Source organism: Rhizobium sp. YS-1r (assembly GCF_000757525.1).
GTDB classification, from domain to species: Bacteria; Pseudomonadota; Alphaproteobacteria; order Rhizobiales; family Rhizobiaceae; genus Neorhizobium; species Neorhizobium petrolearium.
The window spans coordinates 468,712-490,044 of sequence record NZ_JPYQ01000024.1 but is presented as its reverse complement, the minus strand read 5'-3'; the positions used below and the strand labels follow the sequence as shown (position 1 = coordinate 490,044).

Annotated in this window: 18 protein-coding genes; 2 read left to right on the top strand and 16 right to left on the bottom strand. The window is 56.8% G+C overall.

All coding sequences use genetic code 11. From position 1 onward, the window contains the following. Window positions 1-176: 176 nt before the first annotated feature. Genes JL39_RS18245 through JL39_RS18225 form a run of 5 tightly spaced genes read right to left on the bottom strand, consistent with a single transcriptional unit; the run spans window position 177 to window position 5,605 of the window. Complete coding sequence (locus JL39_RS18245) at window positions 177-686, bottom strand: DUF995 domain-containing protein (RefSeq protein ID WP_037153469.1); 510 nt, start codon at window positions 684-686, stop codon at window positions 177-179. Between the two features lie 18 nt (window positions 687-704). Further along, window positions 705-1,670 carry a glycoside hydrolase family 26 protein gene (locus tag JL39_RS18240; RefSeq protein ID WP_037153465.1) on the bottom strand — a complete coding sequence of 322 codons (966 nt, stop codon included), beginning with the start codon at window positions 1,668-1,670 and terminating at the stop codon, window positions 705-707. Beyond that, window positions 1,663-3,573 (bottom strand): glycosyltransferase family 2 protein, encoded by a 1,911-nt coding sequence (locus tag JL39_RS18235; protein ID WP_037153462.1) that lies wholly within the window; start codon window positions 3,571-3,573, stop codon window positions 1,663-1,665. Before JL39_RS18235 ends, JL39_RS18240 begins: the two co-directional genes overlap by 8 nt. After that, on the bottom strand, window positions 3,570-4,556 hold the full coding sequence (gene galE / locus JL39_RS18230; RefSeq protein ID WP_037153459.1) for a UDP-glucose 4-epimerase GalE: 987 nt from the start codon (window positions 4,554-4,556) through the stop codon (window positions 3,570-3,572). Before galE ends, JL39_RS18235 begins: the two co-directional genes overlap by 4 nt. Next, window positions 4,556-5,605: a UDP-glucuronic acid decarboxylase family protein gene (locus tag JL39_RS18225; RefSeq protein ID WP_037153454.1), complete on the bottom strand. Its 1,050-nt coding sequence runs from the start codon at window positions 5,603-5,605 to the stop codon at window positions 4,556-4,558. Before JL39_RS18225 ends, galE begins: the two co-directional genes overlap by 1 nt. Window positions 5,606-5,958: 353 nt before the next feature. On the opposite strand from JL39_RS18225, the gene JL39_RS18220 reads away from it, so the two are divergent. Then, the gene (locus tag JL39_RS18220; RefSeq protein ID WP_037153451.1) at window positions 5,959-7,104 is read left to right on the top strand and encodes an AraC family transcriptional regulator; all 1,146 of its coding nucleotides are present in this window, start codon (window positions 5,959-5,961) and stop codon (window positions 7,102-7,104) included. A gap of 25 nt (window positions 7,105-7,129) precedes the next feature. On the opposite strand, the gene JL39_RS18215 is transcribed toward JL39_RS18220, so the two are convergent. The 6 genes from JL39_RS18215 to JL39_RS18190 are packed head-to-tail and all read right to left on the bottom strand — an operon-like array spanning window position 7,130 to window position 13,872. Further along, complete coding sequence (locus tag JL39_RS18215; protein ID WP_037153852.1) at window positions 7,130-7,468, bottom strand: hypothetical protein; 339 nt, start codon at window positions 7,466-7,468, stop codon at window positions 7,130-7,132. A 14-nt stretch (window positions 7,469-7,482) separates the two neighbouring features. Then, window positions 7,483-8,043, bottom strand: coding sequence for an ATP-binding protein (locus JL39_RS18210; protein WP_037153449.1), 561 nt, complete (start codon window positions 8,041-8,043; stop codon window positions 7,483-7,485). A 4-nt stretch (window positions 8,044-8,047) separates the two neighbouring features. Next, window positions 8,048-10,408: a SpoIIE family protein phosphatase gene (locus JL39_RS18205; RefSeq protein ID WP_037153448.1), complete on the bottom strand. Its 2,361-nt coding sequence runs from the start codon at window positions 10,406-10,408 to the stop codon at window positions 8,048-8,050. Then, complete coding sequence (locus JL39_RS18200) at window positions 10,405-11,583, bottom strand: class I SAM-dependent methyltransferase (RefSeq protein WP_037153446.1); 1,179 nt, start codon at window positions 11,581-11,583, stop codon at window positions 10,405-10,407. Before JL39_RS18200 ends, JL39_RS18205 begins: the two co-directional genes overlap by 4 nt. Then, window positions 11,580-12,098 carry a hypothetical protein gene (locus tag JL39_RS18195; protein WP_037153444.1) on the bottom strand — a complete coding sequence of 173 codons (519 nt, stop codon included), beginning with the start codon at window positions 12,096-12,098 and terminating at the stop codon, window positions 11,580-11,582. The genes JL39_RS18200 and JL39_RS18195 overlap by 4 nt, the downstream gene beginning before the upstream one ends. 49 nt (window positions 12,099-12,147) lie before the next feature. After that, on the bottom strand, window positions 12,148-13,872 hold the full coding sequence (locus tag JL39_RS18190) for a bifunctional diguanylate cyclase/phosphodiesterase (protein WP_052182978.1): 1,725 nt from the start codon (window positions 13,870-13,872) through the stop codon (window positions 12,148-12,150). Between the two features lie 1,066 nt (window positions 13,873-14,938). On the opposite strand from JL39_RS18190, the gene JL39_RS18185 reads away from it, so the two are divergent. Beyond that, window positions 14,939-15,865, top strand: a complete 927-nt coding sequence (locus JL39_RS18185; RefSeq protein WP_037153442.1) for a helix-turn-helix domain-containing protein — start codon at window positions 14,939-14,941, stop codon at window positions 15,863-15,865. A gap of 9 nt (window positions 15,866-15,874) precedes the next feature. Here the strand turns inward: JL39_RS18185 and JL39_RS18180 are convergent, their stop codons facing one another. The 5 genes from JL39_RS18180 to JL39_RS18160 are packed head-to-tail and all read right to left on the bottom strand — an operon-like array spanning window position 15,875 to window position 21,293. Continuing rightward, entirely contained in the window at window positions 15,875-17,425 is a 1,551-nt protein-coding gene (locus JL39_RS18180) for an alpha-N-arabinofuranosidase (protein ID WP_037153438.1), read from the bottom strand. A gap of 43 nt (window positions 17,426-17,468) precedes the next feature. After that, entirely contained in the window at window positions 17,469-18,368 is a 900-nt protein-coding gene (locus tag JL39_RS18175) for an ATP-binding cassette domain-containing protein (protein WP_081952887.1), read from the bottom strand. Further along, window positions 18,365-19,429: an ABC transporter ATP-binding protein gene (locus tag JL39_RS18170; RefSeq protein WP_052182957.1), complete on the bottom strand. Its 1,065-nt coding sequence runs from the start codon at window positions 19,427-19,429 to the stop codon at window positions 18,365-18,367. The genes JL39_RS18175 and JL39_RS18170 overlap by 4 nt, the downstream gene beginning before the upstream one ends. Further along, window positions 19,429-20,289, bottom strand: coding sequence for an ABC transporter permease (locus JL39_RS18165; RefSeq protein ID WP_037153437.1), 861 nt, complete (start codon window positions 20,287-20,289; stop codon window positions 19,429-19,431). Before JL39_RS18165 ends, JL39_RS18170 begins: the two co-directional genes overlap by 1 nt. Beyond that, window positions 20,286-21,293 (bottom strand): ABC transporter permease, encoded by a 1,008-nt coding sequence (locus JL39_RS18160; RefSeq protein WP_037153435.1) that lies wholly within the window; start codon window positions 21,291-21,293, stop codon window positions 20,286-20,288. The genes JL39_RS18165 and JL39_RS18160 overlap by 4 nt, the downstream gene beginning before the upstream one ends. Window positions 21,294-21,333 lie beyond the last annotated feature (40 nt).

Below are 21,333 nucleotides of genomic sequence, written 5' to 3'. Positions count from 1 at the left end.
TCATTGCGATTTCGACCTCTCTTCTGCAGTTCGAAATCAGTTTCAGTTCGATGAGGTTCCCTTTGCAACTGGTAATCATCCTAGCCTCCGTTTGCCACATGAGAGGGGCTGCTTGATATGAAAGTTCGTAACATCGGTGGAATGGCGAGGGTTGCGAGCAACCTCTCGCTTCGCCGTCACTTGCCTTGACCGACGATCGCCTCAATGCTCCGCAGTCGCGAGCTCACGTAATTGCCATGCCGAAGCTTTGCGAATTCGTCGGTCGGTTGTGCCGGCGCATTTTTGAAGACGTACCACTGGCCATCGGGCTCACGCTTCTGATAGATCAGGCCTCCCTTCTTGCGGTGGCTGAAGCAGGTGATTGCCGCTGCCGTTCCGTTTTTGGCGTGCCAATCGGCGTTGAAGCAGAGTTTACCCGGGGCGGTGATGAACCAGCGGCCTATGCCGTAGGACGCTGCCCCATTTTCCCGCGACCAGGCGGTGAAGGTGCGCGCCTTTACTGAAAAATAGCCTGCGCCAGCTTTCCAGATCCAAGAATTCTGGCCGTAGAGTTTGTAGATTTCCGCATTGCTCAGAGGCTTCGAGGTTTCGATTCCGGCGGGTTCCCGAGTTCCAGCCGCAGACGCGGCCGTGGCGATGCTGCCGGCTAATGCGACTGCAAGAAGCACTTTTTGAATTGTCGACATGACTGGGTTCCTTCTTGTTCAATTGATGGTCTGGCGGGCAATCCGCCAGTCAGGCCGGCCATAGCCGTCTGGCCACGGGTAGACTTCACGATCGTTGAAGTAGATGACGGCGCTGAGCGCAGGGAACTCGGCATATCGCTTCGTCACGCTTTCGGCCCAGTTTCGCACATACGAGTCGTCGCCCTCGTAGCCGAGTTCGGCAACCATGACCGGCTTGCCATAGCGCGCGACACGAGCATATCCGGGCGAGAGGCGCTCGGAAAACGTCTGGTCACGGCCGGTTTTATCCCTGTCGTACTGCTGCAGGCCAAATACCGAGAGGCCGACGAGATCAACGACATCGTCGCCAGGATAAAAGGCTTCGAGTCCTTCGTTGCCCTTGGGCGACCACATGTATTTGGCCGTCTTCAGATGAGCCTTGCAGACACGAACCACCCGGCGAAAAGCTTCCACATAATCCGCACCACGCCAGTGCGACCAGGAGAACTGATTGTCCGTCTCGTCCATTTCCTGCCCCCACCTTATGATGACCGGACTTTTCAGTGTAGCGGCGGCCGAGCAAACGGCGGCCATGTTGCCGTCGCGCGAACCGTTTAAGATGCTGTGCAGCAGTTCTTGCGACGTCTGGCGCCAGTCGGGCGACCACGACCAGGGTTCGACGGAGATCAGTAAGGTGCGGCCGCGAGCTTGCGCATAGTCATCGGCAAAGGCCAGCGTGGAGAGGTCGACGTCTTCCCATGGCAGAAAGAGATGTTCGATCTTCGAACTGGGTGCTTCGGCGAAATCGCCATGCGGATCATAGGCGCCGAGGATTATCGATTCAGGGGTTACGATCGGCCTCTTGATCGACGGCGTGGTTGATGGCGCGGTCATCGCAAGTGACGGCGCTTTGGGAATCCCGCGCGGGGCGGTTGCCGTGAGCACGGCTCCGGACAGCAACAGGCTGGTTAGCGACAAGGCTACTACTTTTGACAGGCTATGCATTGTCAACCTCCTTCAGGCTTAGACGCCACCAATCCGGATGAGCGGCCTCTGTTCTCATTTCGATTCCCGCCGGAACGGAAATCCATCGTGGCTTCAGTATGGTCCTGCGTAATGCGGCTCCGCCCTTGCCGGCGCCGGCAACCGCGTAACGCTCTTCGAAGATCTGCAGGCGCCCACTTCCCCAGGCGAGCGCCTCGGCCCCGTCTTTCCCGTGTATGGTCGTCGCGACCCCCGGCAGTGCGATAAGCGCCAGGAGTGCCGTCACCATTGCCGGACGGTAGAAACGGGGGGCTGCTGCGATCGTGTTTTCCCGCGCATGCCGGACGACTATGACCACAAGCAGCAGCGTGTAGATTGCCGCGTTCAAAATGGTGAAGAGATAGAACCCCTTGGGCGTTCCGGCACCATTGATGGACAGGGCGGGCAGCACAGCTGCGATTGCGAGGAAGACGTAAGGCCCCAGAACGCGCAGCGGCAGCGGATCGACTTCCGATCGACCTTTCGGGGTGACCCGGAAATCGACGAACGATCCGGTGAACCAGTCATAGATCGCAGCCAAGGTACCGGCGACTGCCCAGGGCCAGCGCGCAAAAAGAAAGAGCATGCATTCCCAGCTCAGGATCTTCGCGTCGTAGGGCCGGAACGAACCGCTGGCCCGCCAGCGGTAGGCCATCAGCACGAGAATGACCGAGAGCGGCGCGAAATGCGCCAGAAAATCCGGATAGGTCACGGTCACGAAGTTTTCGCCGCGCGCCAGGGCGATGATCGGCATCGCAAACATGAGCAGCATGAAGAATGCGAAAAGCGGGTACCAGAGCTGGGAGAACAGGAACTGGAACTTGAGCCTGAGCGGCAACCGGCCGACAAGGCGGGGTGAGTACCTCAACAGCAGCATGACGAGGCTCCGCGACCACTGGAATTCCTGTGTCACAAGGTCGCTGAAGGTGCCGGGTCCGTCGCCATGGGCGATCGCGTCGAGAGCGTGTACGCCCCGCCAGCCGGCAGCATTCATCATCAGTGTCGTCGAGTGGTCTTCCGCCAGTTCCGGGCCGAGACCGCCGATCCCCCTGAGCGCCGCCGTGCGAACCGCATAATGCGATCCTATGCACAGCGGCGCCAGCCCCCCATTGTAGCCGGCTTGCAGCGAGCCGTGCATGCTGGCTTCGGCGTGGAGTCTTCCGCGTGCCGACCAGCTTTCGGACGCGTTCTTGTCGCAGATGCTGGGCGCCGAGACATAGCCGACTTTCGGATCGGCGAAGGGGCGCAGCATCTGGAAAAGATAGCCGGGCTCAGGAACATGATCCGCATCAAGCTGTGCCACGAAGTCATAGCGGTCGTACCCGTACTGGTCGTAGAAGAAGGCGAGATTGCCTTCCTTGCAACGCGTGCGCCTGGGCCAGGAGGTCCTGTGGTAGTCGGATCGTCCTTTGCGGGTCGAAACGAAGACGCCGTGCCTGCTGCACCAGTCGAGGGTTTCGGCGGAAGGGTCCTCGTCGGCAATCCAGGTATCATGCGGTACATCCTGGGCAAGCATCGCCTGCAATGTCTCCCTGACGACGGAGAAGGGCTCCGACGGTGCCTTGGTCACGACCATGGCTACGCGACTGCCGGCCGGTAGACGCAAAGGGCCGTTTGGTTTTGCTGCCCGGTAGAAGACGATGATGAAATAGGCCGGCAGAACGGTGATCCAGGCCAGCACGAGGCTCACGATAATGGAGCCGAACGCGTCTATGTGATGGCGTGGCTCCAGCCACCAGGCCCAAAAATAAATGAAAGCAACGGCCCATACGCCCGCTCCGGAAAGATATTCCGCTCGGCGATACCCAGTCAGAACCGGCACGAGCAGCGGCTCTTGGGATCGCTCCGAGGCATCCGTCGTTCTGACGATTGAAGGTTCGTTCACGAGCGCACCTCCAATCCAAAGAACGGAGCGGCCGTTCGCACGATGGTCTTCAGGTCGGAGTGTTGAGGCCGGAAGCCCAGCGTCTCACGCGCTAAGCCGGGGTCCGCGTAAAGGCTGGGCGGATCGCCGGGCCGGCGCGGACGGATCACGATCGGAACCTCGCGCCCGGTCGTTTCCTCGATCATGAGCAAGACTTCTTTGATGGAAAAACCACGTCCGGTGCCAAGGTTGAGAGCAAGGTTTGGCCCGCCTCTGACGAGATGATCAAAAGCCAGGACGTGGGCGCGTGCGAGATCGGCGACGTGAATATAATCCCTTATGCAGGTACCATCCGGCGTGTCGTAGTCGTCACCGAAGATCTCCAGGTGCGGGATCTGGCCGGCTGCGGCCTGCATTGCCCGCGGAATGAGGTGGGTTTCTGGAAAATGCCATTCACCAAGCTCGCCTTCCGGATCGGCTCCGCAGGCGTTGAAGTAGCGCAGCGCGACGTAACGCAGGCCGAAAGCAACCGCGTAGTCGGCGAGCACATTCTCACCGATCAGCTTGGTCTTGCCGTAGGGATTGATCGGAGCCTTTGGTGTCGCCTCATCAATCGGCAGTGTGGGAGGGATCCCATAGACGGCGCAACTCGATGAAAATATGATGTTCTGAAGCCCGGTCTGCCGGCAGGCATCGGCAAGCGACAATGCACCGCAGACATTGTTGTTGTAATATTTTGCGGGATTTTGCACCGACTCGCCGACATAAGCCGATGCCGCGAAATGAATGACGGCGTCGGGGGCATATTTTTCGATGACCTCGATCAGACCGTCGGAATCGAGGATGTCGCCCTCGATGAAAGGCCCCCAGCGGACAGACGATCGGTTCCCGGTCGTGAGATTGTCGTAGACGATCGGCTCGATCCCTTCCAATCGAAGCAACTTGGCAGTGTGACTGCCGATAAAGCCGGCACCGCCTGTGACAAGGACCCGGGGCGCACCCATCAGATCGCCTCCGCCAATTCGGGGGTCGCGCGGGTGAGAAGGCGATCGAAATGGCCGATCGTCTGCACGAGGCCGCTCGCCAAATCCACATTCGGACGCCAGCCGAGTTCCTGCGTGGCGAGCGAAATATCGGGGCGGCGCTGGCGAGGATCGTCGGCGGGCAGTGGGCGATGGATGATTTTCGACCGGGATCTGGTCAGTTCAATCACCTGTTCAGCCAGTTCTCCAATCGTGAATTCCCCGGGATTGCCGAGATTGATCGGTCCCGTCAGCGACGCCGAGGACGCCATCATGCGAATGAGGCCATCGATCAGATCATCGACAAAGCAGAACGAACGGGTCTGTGAACCATCGCCGTATATCGTGATGTCCTGTCCCGTCAGTGCCTGGACGACGAAATTCGAAACTACGCGGCCGTCGTCCGGGCGCATTCGAGGACCGTATGTATTGAAGATGCGGACGACCTTGATTTCGACGTCGTGCTTTTTGTGAAAGTCGAAGAACAAAGTCTCTGCGCAACGCTTACCTTCATCATAACAGGAGCGCGGGCCAAAAGGATTGACGTTGCCCCAGTAACTTTCGACTTGCGGGTGGACATTGGGGTCTCCGTAGACCTCCGAGGTGGAAGCCTGAAGGATGCGTGCACCGGTGCGCGCGGCCAGCTCCAGCAGGTTGAGTGACCCTATCACGCAGGTCTTCGTGGTGTGGACCGGGTCGGATTGATAGTGCGGGGGAGATGCCGGGCACGCGAGATTGTAGATCTCGTCAACTTCCAGCTCGATGGGCAACACGATGTCGTGGGCGATGACGTCGAAGGCATCGAAGTGGTTCAGACGAGCTATATTGCGCCTCAAACCCGTGGAAAAATTGTCGAGGCAGATCACCTGATGGCCCGCGGCCAGGAGTGCCTCGCATAGATGTGATCCAAGGAAGCCTGCGCCGCCGGCGACAAGAATTCTCTTTCGCGATTGATGGCTATGTGATGAAGAATTCCTGCCGTTGGCCGAAGTTCGGGCAGAACGCGCACGAATGGTACCGAGATAGTTCACGACTATCCTCCCATGTTCTAATTTTTGTTTTAGATATGTTTAGTTTCACATTGAGAGTGCTGCAAAATTGCATCGCTCTGGCAATTGAATGCTTGGCTGTCCCGGCTTGTATTCGGAATTAACCATTACTTAATTGGATACAGCCTCAAGGCGCAATTGTCGTTATCCCTGCATCCTAAAAATTGTCGTTCCGTACATTTCTGCTTAAGAGGGAATATGATAGAAAGCTTATGCACGTGACGTTTCAGTCACTTCCGTTGTTCCGGGCGGAGTGTGCGGAGGTTCAGCCGTGAAAACGAGCGTCTGCTCTCAATTTCAACGGCCAGGATCGGCTTATGCGCTGGAGAAATTGGATGGCTACGAGGTCCGGGTCTGGAGATAAACCCGCCGAGGGACAGGAATGGCCAACCCACATGGAGCGGCGGCGCTGGCCGCGCGAACCGTCCCCGGAGAAAGAAGATCGTTTGGATGTCCCACCTGCTTTGGTGCCATTGCGATTTTCGACACAAGACCTGCCGCCGAAAGAACAATTCAAGGCGTGGCGGTCACATATGGCGCCGCTCGTGGATGTTCATCTGCCGGACGAAAGATCACCGGACGACAGTTTTTTCGCCGAACAGATTGGTTGGCGTCTCGACGACATACTCATCGTCCAGCAGCGCGCGCAGGCATACAGCTATGTCCGAGATCAAGCGATGCTGCGGTCGAGCCCGATCGACCATTGGAACGTCGGTATGTTTCGCAGCGGTCGGGCCTGGACTGAGGTCAGTCGTCATGTGACGGAGACCGGCCCGGGGGAGATATTTTTCAGGTCTCTCGGCAGTCCGTACCGCGGACGAATAACCGATTCGATCGCTGTGCTTGTCTTTTTGCCCTATGAACTGTTGGCTGGCGATGCGAGTCTTCTTCAGAACGCCAACAACGTGGTCCTCTCCGGCAGTCTGGCTGAATTGCTCATCAGCTATATCAACGGCCTGGAAGCGAACCTGAGCAATTTGACGGCAGCGGAGGTGCCGCGGATCATACGAACGATCGGCGATATGGTCGTTGCCTGCGCTGCATCGTCCACAAAATTGAATAACAATCAGGATCAGACGATGGGCCCGATGGAGCGGGCGCATCGCTACATTCACCTCAACCTTCATTCAGATAATTTGACGCCTGACGTCATGTGCCGCGCGTTGGGTATCTCCCGTACACGGCTCTACCAGTTGTTCGAAGCGAACGGGGGCGTCCTCAACTACATTCGCAAACGTCGATTGCTGCAGGCATATGCCGATCTTAGCAACCCGTCAGATAACAGGCCGATTTCGCAGATCGCGGAGGCGGCAGGTTTCGACGTCGCCGCCAACTTTACCCGCGCTTTCAGCCACGAGTTCGGGCTCAGCCCGCGTGAGATCCGGAAGACTGCGGCAAGCGAGCACCCGACCGGTCCGGTCGCTCGTGCCACGCAACGTTACGGGACGACGATCGGCGACTGGCTAACCCTTGGAGGTTGATCCGGGGTTATTGCCAGGGCTTTCGTCAACCAAGTCTGAGATCGATCGCCGGATGCAACTTCTTCAAGTTTGGAAGAGACTTTGATTGCCAATGATATTCGGAGCTTCCGCGTACCGTTAAGTGAACATTCGGCTTATTGCGTATCTCAATCGTGAGCTTCGCGAGCAGGTTGATTCCGGATGAATTGAGAAACTGCAACCCGGTAAGGTCCACGGTAATGTGATCCGGCTCGGTTTCCAGAATACTCATGACGAGGGAAAAAATCGGCGCATAGGCTTCCGTGCTGGGCAGGCGCATGGACCCGTCGAAATAGATCTCCGTACCCTCCGACCAGACGCGATATTCTTCTTGCTTGATTTCCATATTGAACAGCCCAATCAATTCGAGACATTCGGAACTGCGATAGACGCATAGGTTTCCAGCGGAATTTTGCCGTCTGGCTCTTCAGATCCAAAAACCCACGCAAAGTGGGCGCCATAATCGCTCATCAGCGTTAGAAGCCCGAGGCCTGAGCTGCTTGTGTTCGTGCCGATCGCATTCGCCTCGATCCGCCTTATGAGAAGCTCGCCCGGATCTCCTGCGGTGATTTCCGACAGCAAATGCTGGAACTGCAAGGCAGGTTCCTCATCGACGAGATTGGAGACTTTTGCCCGGAAGACATTGTCGTCGACCGAGGCTTCCACGACGATTTCGCCGGCAGCCCGGAATTTTACCGCGTTCTCAATGAGTTCGTTCGTCAGATAACCGATGTTGTGCCGGACCTCCTTATAGAGGTTGCGGGATGCACGGTAGCGCAGTGCAACGAACTCGGCGACGAAATCCGACGTGATCGCGCAGTGCTTCCAGCCGAGATCGAGAGGCCCCTCGAAGAGGCAAAGCCTGGTAATATTTTCGCCTGTTCCGATCGCCAGATCTTCCAATCCGTACAAGGTCGTCATTCGCTCACCTGTGTCTCATAACAACGAGTGTGATGTCGTCATGAATCTTCTGAGTTCCGATATGGGTCATCAGGTCGTCGATGATGCCGACTTTGACATCCTCGGCGCTCTGGCCGTATCGCCGACCGGCGCTTTCGCAAAGTCGCTCGATGCCGAAAAGCTCACCGGCGCGATTCTCGGCCTCGGTCACGCCGTCGGTGTGGAGAATAATCATGTCGTCGCGATCAAAGGAGACTTCACGCGTTACCACGAATGGCGAAATATCCGGTTCCAGCCCGATCGGCAGGCCGAGATCCAGCGTATCGATCCGCTCCACCTTTCCCAACTTGCGGACAACGATCAGTTCCTCATGCTGGCCCGAAAGGGTCAGGCGCTTTCCGTCATAATCCAAGAAGGCGAGCGACAGGTGTTTGTTGGTGCTGGTCCTGACGAGGTTCTTGTAGATGGCTCGGTTCACACTGTTCAGAAATTGCGACGGATCCATGTCGCCCGCTTCCTGCAAGGCTCGTGCAGTCGATTGGACCATCAGCATCAGGACGCCGCTTTCGAGGCCATGTCCGGTCACGTCGCCGATGCCGATTTTCAGGCGCTTTCCGTCCCTCAGGACATCGTAGTAATCGCCTCCGACCTCGTCGGCTGGCCGCATATAGGCTGCGATTTCCAGATCGGTAATTTCCTCCAGCTCACGGGCCTTGGGGAGGACCATCATCTGGATGCGGCGTGCGACGGCGAGTTCTGCGCCGAGGCGCAAATTTTCGCTGCGCAACTTATGATTCAAGGCGGAGATTTGCAGGTTTGCCTCTTCGATCTCCTTGGTTCTGTCCTCGACGAGCTGCTCGAGATTTTCCGTATGGAAGCTGATCTGTTCCGCCATGCGATTGAAGGCTAGGCCCGCCTCGCCGACCTCGTCGTGTGTCGGGATATCGAGCCTGACTGAATAATCCTTGGCCTGTATGCGCTTGGCGGCATCGGCGAGCGCGCTGATGCCTCTGGTTATACGCTTCGATATGGCGAAAACGGCTCCGATGACGAAGCACAGGGATACGAGGAGGGCGAGAATCTGGTAGATCAGGATCCGGTTCGTCGCTTGTGAAATTCCTGCCTGGGCGGCAAACAACGAGGCGTAGATCTCGCGCTCCGGCACGACGATGCCGAGCAGCATGGCCTCACGCCGGACAGGGCCGGAAACCCAGAGGTTCGTCGGCTGCAGCTGTTTCAGGACGACCAGGTAGGGGACCTTCTCGCCGTTTTCATCAAGGAGAATGTGCCGCAGCAGTCCGTCCTCTCCCAGCGGCAATTGCGCGATTTCGGGCTGCAGGCTTCTTCTCAGAGAGCGGTTCAGGCCCGTCACGCCTTCGCCGCCCGTATCGCTTGATGCCTGCAGACCGATGATTTTCTCGCCGATGGGATTGATGGCGACGACATTGCCGTCCGACATGGTGAGGAAGCCGAAGCCATTGTCGGCGACTTTGACGTTCTCGACGATTTCCGCCAACTGGTCGAGAGTGATGTCCGTTCCGGCAGCGCCTGCAACTCTCGTGCGGTCAGGGGACCAGAGCGGCTGAAAGAAACTGACGATGAGCTTGCCGGTGATCGCATCCGTATAAGGCGCCGTTTGGGTGATGACGTCGCTGACCGGACGCTGCCCCGGATCCGTGGCCCATTGCTCCCAGGACTCGTAGAGCCCGGGAAAGAAGAAAGTCCAGAATTCCGCGCTGTTATGGCCCGGATAGAGCCTGTCGAACGTCTGGGCCTGCTCCGTGTAAGGTGCTGTCCTGAAGATCGGGCGTTCCTTCGGGCCGATGTAATACATCTGCAGCTTCGAAAGACCGTTTTCCAGGAGGCTCGGTGCGACCAGATCAAGGACGGCACTGTTTTCGATGTCCCTCTTAACTTCGGGCAACGGAACGTGATCGGGGCCTAAGAGATATCCCCAGACGCTGACGACGGATAACGGGCCGGGCAGGTTCTGGGCCCATCCTCCTTTCGCATCGTAAACGACGTCGACGGTTCCCGGAGCGCCGCGGGCCATTGCCTCCCCGATCTGGGTTTCCCTCAAGGGGCGATCGATCTGCGATTGAAGGACGCCTGCCAATGTGTTCACGTCGGAATGAACCTGGTTCAGGAGCAGATTGACGTGTTCGGCTGTCGTTTCCGCATAGGAGCGGATGTATCCCTGATTGGCCTGTTCCAGCCCCTGGCCGACCTCGGTGGTTGCATCGCGGGAGAGCCTTTGCACGTTCCAAAGCGCCAGGCCTCCGGTCACGAGCAGATCGAAAAGCACGGCGCTTCCGACAACGAGAACGAACTTCGCGCGGAACGAGCGCAAGCCAAAACGTGCGATCTGCTGACTGGGGGTGCTCATGGCGGTTTGCGTCCGGATGCCGCCCAGATTGGCCAGCCGGCATAGCCCTTGGGATGAAGGGCTGCAAAGATGTGGTCGCTGAAGCCCTGGCGGAAGCGTTCCATGAACTCGGGAGGATCGCCACGTTTCATGGCCATTTCTCCGGCGTAGACGTTTTCCCAGGCCGCGATGACATCGGCGAAGTCGTGCGGGTCTCCGTCGAGGTTGGTGACCATGAAGGATTCCATGAGGATATCGTCAAAGCCGGCGTCAACGAGATATCGGCGGCTCTTGGGCCCAAGCTCCACATCCATGTCAAAGTGGCTGAACAGCTTCGCAACCTCGTTATATGTCCATTGAATACTCTTCGATCGGGGTTCTCCCAGGCAGTGCGAATTCTTTTCGTTGGTTATATATACCCGCCCGCCCGGTTTGCAGATCCGGTAAAGCTCCTTCAAAAGCACGGTTGGCCGGTTGAATATCTGAAGCGAATGGCGGCAGGTCACGAAGTCGAACTGATTGTCCTCGAGCAACATTTCGGACGCGTCGCCATAGGTATATTCGATATCGGCAATGCCGAAGCTGGCTGCCATATCGCGTGCATAGGCGAGGCTCGCCTTCGAATGGTCGAGCGCCACGATGCGGGTCGGCTGGAACTCCCTTTTGACAAGCATGGCGAAATCGCCGATGCCGCAGCAGATATCGGCCATCACGATTCCCGGCCGCATGCCGTGACGGGGAAGGATCGTTCGCTCGTGGCGCCAGGTCATCTTGGTCTGCGTGCGCAATATCGGAATGAAACTCGTATCCTCGACGAAGGCCTGGCCGGGATAGAATTTTGAATCGTAGACCTCCACTGTTACCCGCGGCTCGATCCTGTTCAGGTGCTTGAACATGCGTTCGGTCCAGCCGACGACGCTTGAAGTCACTACCACGAAGCGAAGATCGGACCTCGCCCGACAAGCGTCCAGAACGACACGTGCAAAGGCCTGGAATGCTGTGTTGTTCATCTGGACGAGACGTTTCACATTGATGTAGAGAACCCCGCGCACGTCATCGATAGCCCCTTTGAGCACGGAAATGCTTGCGGCGATCTCATCGACCGAGCGCGGCCGGATCACGCCGGCCAGCGAGAACTCCTGGCTATTGGCGTCGAACTCCGCATTGAAGGGCGCTGAGAAAACAGTCGTACTCAATTTATGGCCCTTTCAAGTGGCAGGTCGACGACGAACGTTATGGATGCCGGAGCACGTTCCTCCAGATGCACGTCGGCGTCGAAGTTGATCGCCAGATCAAGAAGGATGACTTCCCTGTTTGGCGTCTGATCCGTTGAAATGGCACCGAGATAGCGCGAGAACGCATCTTCCTGATGGGTTCTCGCAACCGCCTCACGGTAGAATTCCTGCTGCCCTGAAGGGCACGTGAAGCTGAGCTTCACACGCTCCATCAAGTCGCGTCGATAAACGATGCAATCTATTCTGCCTTCGGGAGAACCGCCCCGGAATGATACCTCCAGCAGTTCATTGAGAGCAAACGAGAAGAAATTCGAATGCCGAATGGGATCCGTGCGGTTGTGGCTGATCATTCGCGCGATGAAGGTCGAGAGTTGATCGCAATGCTGCCATTCGGAAAGAAAGGTTCGCATGTCCATCTCGAACTGGAGCAGAGGCGAGAAGGCCATTTCCGCTGGCTTCTTGCTGGCTGTAAGCATGCCGGTCCCTCCTTCCATACCCGCTTCGAGGAAGTTCAAAAATTGGCTGTCACATTCGCTGAGGATCCAAAGGTCGCATTGGTTTAGGAATCTGGAAAGTCCCGAAGGGGACAGGCGGCGTAAACTTCCTGAGGAACGCGCCTATCCTTTCGGCGGGCATTGGCTTACTCAGAAAATATCCCTGCAGCCGATCACACGCTTTCTTCTTGAGCCAAGCGGCTTGTTCCATCGTTTCTACACCTTCGGCAGTGACGCTCATGCCGAGCCCGTGGGCGAGTGCGATAATGGACCGGACGATCGTCTGACTTTTGTTATCCACCTCGAGATCCTTGATGAAATACTGGTCGATCTTGATCGTGTCGAAGGGAAAATTTTTCAGATAGCTGAGCGACGAATAGTAGGTTCCAAAATCGTCAAGCGATATCTGCACTCCCAGCATTTTCAATGTGTTGAGCGTATCAAGATTGTTGATCGTTCGCTCTAGAAGCACAGATTCGGTGATTTCGAGCTCGAGCCGGTCGGCGCGAATTCCGACAAGATCCAAGGTTTGAGCAATGCGATCGGTAAGCCCTGCGTGCAGGAATTCCGCCGGAGAGAGATTGACGGCAACCGTGAAGTGGGGTGGCCACTTCATTGCCTCGCGACAGGATTGTTCAAGAGCCCATTGGCCGATATCGCTCATCAAACCATCCGTCTCAGCCATCGGAATAAAGAGACCGGGTGGAATGATGCCCATGACGGGATGACGCCATCGTAATAGCGCTTCGAAGCCTACGATTGAGAAAGGCGGCTGCACAAGCGGCTGATATTCAATGAAGAATTGCCCCTCTTTGAGCGCAGTTCGCAAACTGCGACGCAACGTCTCTCGTTGTTCCAGAACCATGAGCATGGAGCGATTAAACCTCCTAGCCCTGCGCCGGCCATCCTCCTTCGCAGCGTAGAGTGCAATGTCTGCCGCTTTCATGAGCTGCTCGAATTCGTCTCCATCTGCTGGGGCAACCGCAACTCCAACGCTTGCACCGACAAAGACGTTAAGGCCCTCGACCATGAATGGCTCCCTGAATGCATGGACGAGGGCTTCTGCCAGACGTTCCGCTTCCCCAGGTTGAGCGTTTCTCCGCTGAATGATTGCAAACTCGTCGCCGGCCAATCGATAAGCGAATTCCTGCTCTCCGAGCACGCTTCTTATCCGTTCGGCAGCCATCTTCAGAACCATGTCGCCTGCACTGTGGCCCAGTGTGTCGTTGACCGGTTTAAAATCGTCGAGGTCGATCTGCATGAGGGCGAACTTTACCCTCTTCGATGCGGTCAGAACGTCTCGCAGTTGATCGCTGAACTGCCGCCGATTTGGCAGCCCTGTTAAAACATCATGGGTAGCTTGGTAAAAGAGAAGCGCTCGGTCGTTCTCAGCCTGGCTATAGGTCCCGCGCAGGCTTGAGTCACCATTCGTTTCGACAACACCCAAGCCGTGAGGGCTGCGGAAAACGATGAGTGTGCGCTGATCTGCTGTCTTCGCGTTTGCAACCTCGATCTTTCGCGGGAATCCATTCGAAAGTACGAGTTCGACCGCAGATTTCGTTAAAGGAGCCAACAGCTCCGGATACATGTGCCACAAGGTCGTATCGACCAGAGACGCGAGGCCATATTTCTGTCGGCACCTCGCCGAATATTCCGTAAGATGAAAGCTCTCGTCATAAAGAGAGACCACGTCGTCGGTGTCGGCAAGGAGATCGGTCTCGACAGAAGCAGACTGTGTCGCATCCCGGTCCGGCATCCTTTCCTCCCCTTCCATAAGGTCCTCTCGGAAAACAATCCTGCTAATCCATTTACATTCGCTTGGCTTCGATGCGGCTCAATTGCATTTTCTAATTTAGTTATTTCTGAATAAATATCGCAAAACGTGTTGCATTCAATGCCACTCCGCCAGCGAAATAATAATTTTCTCAGTTACTTCTTGTCTCGGGGGAGGTTTCGAGATGCAATTCTCGGCGCTCGCGTGCGTCCAATTACCAATGCTGTCGTAGAACCTTGGCAATACCGCGGAAATTCTCGGCCTTGTCGGATATGGCCGCCAGCCTCAGTACACTCTCCGTGGAAACCAAGTTCCTTTGAGCCGCCGGTCAGATGCCGGGTCGGAGTGCCTGCTCCCAGCTCGATCCGACGGATCAGCTCGCCGAATGCCGAGAGGCGGTGAAAGGCGCACGACATGTCGGACGGAACGAGGCATCCGGCTCTCTCGTCTGCTTCCGGACTTCCGATCTCAACCGTCGCCTTGATCAGTAGTCGAGGGAAGCTTTCGATGTGCACTGTGATTTCATACCAAATCCGCTTGGGGTGCAAATCCAAGGACTGGGTCCGCCATAGGCCAGTACCGACTGCGAAGACTGGAACCTCGAGCGCTCAACCGTGGTTTTGTTGATTGCCGCAGTGACCGTCATATCCCTCTTTGCAGAACCGGTCGCCGACGACGTCATCGACGTCACAGCCTGGGAATGGTCGGGCATAACCGTGCAGGACGACAGGAATGCCATCATTAAAATCGTTGTACGAGTCACCAGCCAAATCTCCCATTCGTGCGCTCTTCACACCTGTAGAAGAAATTGCTGAAATAATGCTTATTGCCAGTTATCAAGCTCCATGGTCAGGATTCACGACAGCCGTCATATAAAGGTGTCTGCTGATCGTGGATTTGGGTATTTCCAGAAATTGCGAAGCCTTGTTGATTAACAGGGAGCCTGTTCATTGCCGCACCTGCCGCGCTCTCGCCTATTGCCTGGAAAATTTCGCTCTTACCAAATCAAAAATCCTGATACAAAGGACCGACAACAGCAGTTTTGAACATGAAACCCAATTTTCTCACCATATCCGCAAATACAGGCGGTTCGGTACTTAAAGGCCTTGCGTCTCCTATCCGGATCAACATTCTGCAGCTCCTGCACGATCGCGGCAAAATGAATGTCAACGAGATCAGTGCCGCACTGTCGCTGCCTCAATCGACTGTGGCCGTAAATATATTGACGCTGGAAGAGGCGGGGCTGATTGATGCTCATTCGGTGAAGGCGACCAAGGGGAATCAGAAAGTATGCAGCGCCCGATATGACGAGATCATAGTTCGTTTCGATACCCCCGAGAAAAGCCAGAACAGTAACCAGATCGAGGTTGTGATGCCGCTGGGCCTCTTCACGAGTTGTGAGGTGTCGGCGCCGTGCGGCCTCTGCTCACCCGAGGGTGTTATCGGATTGCTTGACGTGCCGGACTTTTTCCTGGATCCCGGTCGGGTCCAGGCGGCGCTCATTTGGTTCGGGCGCGGGAATGTGGAATACAAGTTCCCGAATAACGCCAGGCTTCTCAACTCGACCATCGAGGCGGTGGAGTTTTCCATGGAGCTGTCGTCTGAAGTTCCAGGGACGAATGTCAATTGGCCGTCCGATATCACGTTGTGGGTCAATGATCACAAGGTAGGGACGTGGACATCTCCTGGAGACTACGGTGACAAGCGCGGCGTCTATACTCCCAAGTGGTGGAAGCTCGAAGGTTCGCAATACGGCAAGCTGAAAACCTTCCGGATTACCAAACAGGGATCATTTGTTGATGGAGTTTCCATCTCGAATGTCACTATCGACGATGTCGGCATGGCCGACCATCATTCCATTCGAATGAAGATCGGGATTGAGGAAAATGCCCCCCATCCGGGAGGCATCAACATCTTTGGCCGCGGCTTCGGCAATTATGACCAGGACATCGTGATGCGTCTTTATATTGCCTGAAGCCGGAGCTTATGCAGCAGCGTTAAACCGGACGACGCTCCATGAAGCCGGCGGGACAGTCACGGTGGTCCGAGAACTCAGCGCCTCCACGCCCTGCAATGTGCGGGGGGCGATCTTGTCCGGATTGTTTTTCGTGTTGCTGGCCTTAAGCTCCTCGTGGTGAAGCGTATGGGCGCGCTGCAGCCCCAGGTTGCCGAAACCTGTCGCAGCAATGTCGATTTGCATGTCGTCGGAGAGATGCCGGTTCAAGATGAACAGCGTAACGGTTTTGTCCGCCTCCGAATGCACGGCTGAAAATTTGAGATAAGGCACCTGATCGATCTTGTCATAAAGATCTTCCGTGTGGGTTGGATCATAATAACGCGTTGAATACGTCGGCGTGTCAACGTTGGTTCTCAACACCCGACCTCTGCCGAGGTTGCTGAAATCCGAGAATGGCCAGAAGATCGTCTGGCGCCAGGCCGGGCCACCGGTCTCGGTCATGATCGGGGCGATCGCGTTGACCAGCTGGGCAAGGCAGCCCGCCTTGACCCGATCGGCGTGATTGAGAAGCGAAATGCAGGCGCCGCCGAAGGCAAGCGCGTCCTGCATGTTATACTCCTCCTCCAGAATGGGCGGGGCGACCGGCCAGCCCTCCTTGACGCGGTTATGCTCACCGCGCCTTGTGCGGTACCAGACGTTCCACTCGTCGAAGCTGAGCATAATGCGTTTGCGCGAGCGGCGCCGCGCGGCCACCGCATCTGCGATCGCAACCACCTCATCGATAAAGCTGTCCATCAAGTCAGGACTTGCCAGGAAGGAAGGCGTGTCATCGGCATAATTGTTGAGATACGTATGCAGAGATATGAACTCGACATGGTCGAAAGTGTGCTCAAGCACGATCCTTTCCCACTCGCCATAGGTCGCCATCTTTCGGCCGGAGGATCCGCATGCCGCCAGTTCAATTGTCGGGTCCGTCATCCGCATCATCTTGGCTGTCTCAGTGGCAATGCGACCGTATTCTTCGGCCGTTTTTGCCCCCATCTGCCAACCTCCATCCATCTCATTGCCCAGGCACCAGAATTTGATGTCGTGCGGCGTCTCCCAGCCATGCTTGCGGCGAAGGTCGGAAAGATGGGTGCCCGATGGATGGTTGCAGTATTCGAGCAGGTGACGCGCTTCGTCAGGACCACGCGTGCCGAGGTTGACTGCCAACATCGGTTCGATATCCGCAGCCCGGCACCAGTCCATGAACTCGTTGGTCCCGAAGTGGTTCGTATCGACCGACTTCCATGCAAGATCGAGCCGACGGGGGCGCTGCTCGATCGGCCCCACGCCATCTTCCCAATTGTAGCCGGAGACGAAGTTGCCGCCAGGGTAGCGCATGATGGTCGGATTGAGCTCCCGTACGAGCTCCAGAACATCTCGCCGGAACCCCTTGCCGTCGGCCGTCGGATGGCCGGGCTCGAAAATCCCGCCATATACGCAACGGCCGAGGTGCTCGATGAATGCACCGAAAAGACGCTTGTCGGTTTCACCAATAATGAAGTCCCGGTCGAACCGGACTTGGGCCTTGATCATCTTAAATCTCGCTCCGATGAAAGAAAAAAGGATATTTCAGCCGCTAGCGCACTTGCGGCTCTGAACTGCTGACATGCGGGTGCGGCGATGCCCGCGCTTGCTGCGAAGCGGCGCTGTCGCCGATCAACACGCCGTGACCATGCGGATCGGGGGACAGAACGGCGGACTTCAGGAGCTGGGAATAGGAATGCTGCGGGTTTTCCAGAACGGTGCGTGCCGGACCACTTTCGACAACCTCGCCCTTGCGCATGATGATGATCCTGTCGCTGACGTAATAGGCCGTCGCAAGGTCGTGCGTAATATAGATGATCGACACCTTCAGGTCGTCGCGAAGCGTCCGAAACAGATTGACTATGGACATTCTCAATGAGGCGTCGACCATCGAGACAGGCTCGTCGGCGACGATCATCGAAGGGCCGGGGATGAGCGCGCGGGCAATCGCAACCCGCTGCAACTGTCCTCCGGACAGCTCGTGAGGAAACCTGCCGCGAACCTCGCCGAGCGAAAGGCCAACCTTGTTCAAGGCTGCATCGGCCGCCGCTTCATGCTGTGCGGATGAGCTTGCGCCTGTGAAGTTCTTCGCGGTCATGAACAGATAACGATCGACGCGCTTCAGGGGATTGAATGCCTCGAAAGGGTTCTGGAAGATCGGCTGTACTTCCTTCATGAATCTTCGCCGCGCACCTCCGCCGTGGATCGATGCCAGATCCTGCCCTTTGAAAAAAATCGTCCCGGCGGTCGGCCGGACCATGTTGAGGATCATTCTGGCCAACGTGGTCTTGCCGCTTCCGGATTCGCCGATGATCGTGAAGACCTGCGGTTCTTTATCATCGAGATGGAACGAGACGTTATCGACAGCCCGAAATTCTTCACGGCCGAGAAGACCACCGCGTTTATAAAGTTTCGACACGCTATGGAGGTGCAAAAGAGGCGTGTTCATCAAACCGCCCCCAACGTTCCCGCCTCGACGGGCTTTTCGTGGTCGCTCGGCTGCACTTTTGTGCTCGCTGCGAAGCATGCCACCCGATGATCCTCGGCAAGCGTCGTCAGCGCCGGGTTTTCATGCCGACAAATCTCCATGGCGAGAGGGCAGCGGGGATGGAAGCGGCATCCCTTGGGTGGATCGGCCAGGTTGGGTGGAGATCCACTTAGTGCGCTACGTGGTTGCGCGTCGCCGATCTTTGGGAGGCTCGCAATCAGATGAGCGGTATAGGGATGCATCGGGTTGGAAAACACATCCGCCGTTCGACCTTCCTCAACAAGCCTTCCGGCATACATGATACCCAGCCGGTCCGTGACGTTGGCGTGAACCGTCAGGTCGTGGGTCACGAAGATCATCGATGATCCGAATTGACTTTGCGTCTCGCGGATCATGGCGAGGACGTCTTTCTGGACAACGACATCAAGAGCGGTTGTGGGCTCATCGGCAATGATGAATTCAGGCTTGCAGAGGGTGGCGAGCGCGATACAGACACGCTGCCGCATGCCGCCCGACAATTCGTGCGGGTAGGCACGAAGGATTTCGGCAGGAAGGCGCAGCCGCTCGAGATGACGCTTAACCTCGAGATCGAATTCGGCGCGCCCCAAATGCATGTGCCGGAACGCAAAATCTTCAAACGTCTTATGGATCCGCCGAACGGGATTGAGAACGTTCATGGAGCCCTGGAGAATATAGGATAGGTGGCGCCAGCGAATGGCGGTGCGTTCTGCCGCAGGCAGTTCATACAGACCGTCCTTGATGAAGCTGTATTTCACATGCCCTGCGACGATTTCCAAGGGCGGCCTGATCGCTGCGGCGATCGCCTTTATGAAAGTTGTTTTGCCGCAGCTGGATTCGCCGGCGATGCCGTAGATCTCGTTCTTGCGCACGTGCATCGAGATGCCATCGACCGCCCGCACTTCGCGGTCGATACCGAAATATTTCATACGATAATAGGCACGCAGATCATGCGTTTCTAACACGTGCGAACTATCCCGGACGGATGAGGCGGGGATCTGGGTCATCACGAATTCCCCATCCGGTCGAGCCGGCTTCGCGGATCGATGTACTCATTCATGGAAATGGATAGGAGGAAGAGGCCGATGAACGTCAGCGTCACGAACAGGGTGGGGAAGAAATACCACCACCAGATGCCTGACACCATTGCGCTGTGCTGGTTGGCCCAGAAGATCATGCCGCCGATTGTCGGCGTATCGACATCGGTAAAACCCAGCACCGCAAGCGTGACTTCCAGCCCGATCGACCAGTTCATGTTGTTCATGAAGGTCGAAAAGACAATCGGCAGCACGTAAGGCAGGTGCTCCTGGGTGACGATCCTCGGCATGGACATGCCGGAAAAAACGCTGGTGTTGGTGAACTCCCTGGTCCTCAGGCTGATCATGACTGATCGGATCAATCGGGCGTCATAAGCCCAACCAAGCCCTGCCATTACAAGTGCAAGTACGAACCAGGTCATGTCGTCCCGCAGGACGAAGTAGAGGAGTACCAGAAGGGGGAACAGTGGGATGACGATGAAGGTGTCGTTAATCGACATCAGGACGCGATCGACGGCTCCCCCGACATAGCCTGAGACCAGCCCGATCGCCAAAGAGAGAATGCGACTGATCAGCGCGACGATGAAGCCGAAGGCGAGCGTGTTGCGGATCGCGAACGTCAGCTGCCAGAAGATGTCCTGGCCGCGCGAATTGGTGCCGAACACATATTCGGCTGACGGTGGGGCGTCCATTGCGACCAGATAGGAATCGATCGGCTCATAGGGCGAGAAGAACGACGCGGCGGCGATGCCGAGGATGATCACCATGATCATGAAGCCGATGGCGAATTCGCCGTTGTAGCGGAACAGGTCCCTAAAGACGGCAATCATTGGGTCACCTGTACGCGTGGATCGATCAATGGGTAGATAATGTCGATGATGAAGACGGCGGCCGACACCGCGATGATGGCGATCGACGTGATACCGAGGACGAGCGAGTAATCGGCCGCATGAACCGCCTCGACCAGAAGGCGGCCAATCCCTGGATATCCGAAGACCTGTTCGGTGATGACTGCGCCATTGAAGATCGCACCAATCGACATCGCAAGGCCGGTGATCTGCGGCAGGAAGGCGTTGCGCATCACATAGGAGGTCACCAGCCGTCTCTCGGGCACGCCGGCAAGAGACGCGTAGGTAACATAGTCGTCGGTCACGATGTTTGAGACCAACGCGCGCATGCCCATGAACCAGCTTCCGACACCGACAAGGATAAGGGAAAACGAAGGCAGAATGGAATGAAGCAGAACACTGCCGATGAACTGAAGCGTCCATCCGGGCCTCATGTTCATCTCGTAGCCGCCGCTGCTTGGCAAGATCGGCAGCACGAAGGTAAAGGCGATCAACAGGACGAAGGCGACGATGTAATATGGGACCGGATGCAGGCCCATCATGATCATGCCAATTATCCGGAGGACCCGATTTCGGCTGTAATAGCCGGCCAGTCCGCCGATGATATTGCCGATGAACCAACTCAAAATGGTTGATACCGTAAGGAGTCCTATCGTCCAGGGGATGGCTCTTCCGATCAATTCACTCACGGGTGTGGGGAATGCCGACAACGATGGGCCGAAGTCGAGCTTGGCAAGTCGTTGCCAGAAGACGAGATACTCCTCCCATAGATTGTCACCCACTCCGTAAAGCTCCCGCAACGACTGCCGGAGAAGCTCGATCGATTCAGGGCTGGAAAAGCCAAATGTACTGACTTGTGCGACGGCATGCTCGACCGGATCGATCGGCGTCAGATGGGTGATCAGAAACGTGATGCTGATACCGACGAAAACGACAAGCGCGAATTGCAAAACGCGCTTGCCCACGTAGATGACGTAGGATCGCATTGATGCCTCATGTCTTGGAAAGAGGTTCCGCCCGGCGCTG